This is a genomic window from Rhizobium sp. Root1334 (assembly GCF_001426665.1).
In the GTDB taxonomy this organism is placed as follows: domain Bacteria; phylum Pseudomonadota; class Alphaproteobacteria; order Rhizobiales; family Rhizobiaceae; genus Pararhizobium.
On the sequence record NZ_LMEY01000026.1, the window covers coordinates 1 to 1,929 of the forward strand.

Here is a 1,929-nt window from a genome sequence, read left to right on the forward strand (position 1 = left end):
CTTCTGCCATGCAAATCTCCAGTTAGTCCTGGAAACCTTCTCGCACACGCAGCAAGCCTCAAAATATAGCCAATCCAATGGGGCGGAGACGGCGCTTACGGAAATCTCATATCCATGTTGCCACCCGCTTACGAAGAGAAACGCAAAAGTTCGCTTTAGCGATGCGATATTGTGCGAAACAGTCCCAAATACTGCAATGCAAGCCTGTCACGCTGCAATTACGAGTCCAGCATTGGCAAGGGCTCAATCAAAAATTTATATTTCGTGCGTTGTTTAGGCAACAAATGTGTTGCTGCGCTCCTTTGAGCTTATCTAAGAGTCGGATTCGAAAAGGTCTCAGTAATCGCAATACCTTGCAATGCGGCGGGTCATAAGGCGAATGTGTGCAATCATGATCCATGCCTCGGCTGATCAGTAATCGCAATACCTTGCAATGCGGCGGGTCATAAGGCGAATGTGTGCAATCATGATCCATGCCTCGGCTGAGGCGATGGACCTTTCAACGTCTTTTGCGATCGTGTCCCAGGACGTGGTGTAGCTTAGACGACCACGGCTCATCCCAGATGGTCGGATGAGTATCAGCGCGCCACTGCCGGCAAGCTGATGAGAGGATCATCGCTCATTTGTCCGATGGTTTCCAGCGTCATGTATCGAGCCCGCTGAACGGCCCACTCATCGTTCTGTTCGAGCAGCAACGCGCCGACGAGCCGGATGATGGCCTCATCATTGGGAAAGATGCCCACCACTTCTGTGCGTCGCTTAATCTCTCCGTTGAGGCGCTCGATGGGATTGGTGCTGTGAAGTTTGGCCCAATGCTGCTTTGGAAAGGTCATGTAGGCCAGCACATCGCTCTCGGCCTCATCCATCAAATTGGCCAGTTTCGGCACCTTCGGCCTGATCTGATCAGCGACGCTGCGCCACTGTGTGCTGGCGGCCTCAGGCGTCTCCTGAGCAAACGCTGTGGCAATAAAAGCGGAAACGACGCGTCTGCCGCTCTTTCCGGCATGCGCCAGAGCGTTCCTCATGAAGTGGACCCGGCAACGCTGCCAGGTCGCATTCAGCACCTTGCTAACGGCCGTCTTGATGCTCTCATGGGCATCGGAGACGACGAGCTTCANTTCCTCATGAAGTGGACCCGGCAACGCTGCCAGGTCGCATTCAGCACCTTGCTAACGGCCGTCTTGATGCTCTCATGGGCATCGGAGACGACGAGCTTCACGCCTCTCAAGCCCCGGCGCGTCAGCTTGCGCAGGAACTCTGTCCAGATTGGCTCGGCCTCGGACGTGCCGATCTCCAACCCAAGCACCTCCCGGCGTCCATCGGCATTGACGCCGACAGCGATGATGGCTGCGACAGAAACGATGCGACCGCCGCGTCTCACCTTCAGGTATGTGGCATCGATCCAGATGTATGGCCATTCGCCTTCGATGGGTCGGTCGAGGAAGGCTTTGACCTTGACGTCGATCTCCTCGCAAAGCCGTGAGACCTGGCTTTTGGAGATGCCACTCATGCCCATGGCCTTCACCAGGTCATCGACCGAGCGTGTCGAGATACCCTGGATATAAGCCTCCTGGATAACCGCGGTCAGAGCCTTCTCGGCCATGCGACGGGGCTCAAGGAAGCTTGGTAAATAGCTGCCTGTCCGCAGCTTGGGAATACGCAGCTCCACCGTTCCGGCTCGCGTTTCCCAATCTCTATCGCGATAGCCGTTGCGCTGGGCGACACGAAGCGCGCTCTTCTCGCCATAGCCTGCACCAGTCGCAGCGCCAACTTCCAGTGCCATCAGCTTCTCGGCGGCAAAGCCGATCATATCGCGCAGCAAATCTGCATCTGCGCTCTTCTCAACAAGCGAACGCAGGTTCATCATATCGTCGGTCATCGGTGGTGTCCTTCAGGTTGGTTCTAAGCAACCCGACCCTACCGGAAATC

The 1,929-nt window shown here is 56.0% G+C and carries 1 protein-coding gene and 2 pseudogenes; all 3 read right to left on the bottom strand.

All coding sequences use genetic code 11. From position 1 onward, the window contains the following. Positions 1 to 411 precede the first annotated feature (411 nt). Positions 412 to 516 (bottom strand): annotated as a pseudogene (locus ASD36_RS30775) (IS5/IS1182 family transposase); the annotation flags it as partial. Between the two features lie 62 nt (positions 517 to 578). Beyond that, positions 579 to 1,117, bottom strand: a 539-nt coding sequence (locus ASD36_RS31570; protein ID WP_244489866.1) for a transposase, incomplete at its 5' end; no start/stop codon positions are given. Between the two features lies 1 nt (position 1,118). Next, positions 1,119 to 1,879 (bottom strand): annotated as a pseudogene (locus tag ASD36_RS31575) (IS256 family transposase); the annotation flags it as partial. Positions 1,880 to 1,929: the final 50 nt, after the last annotated feature.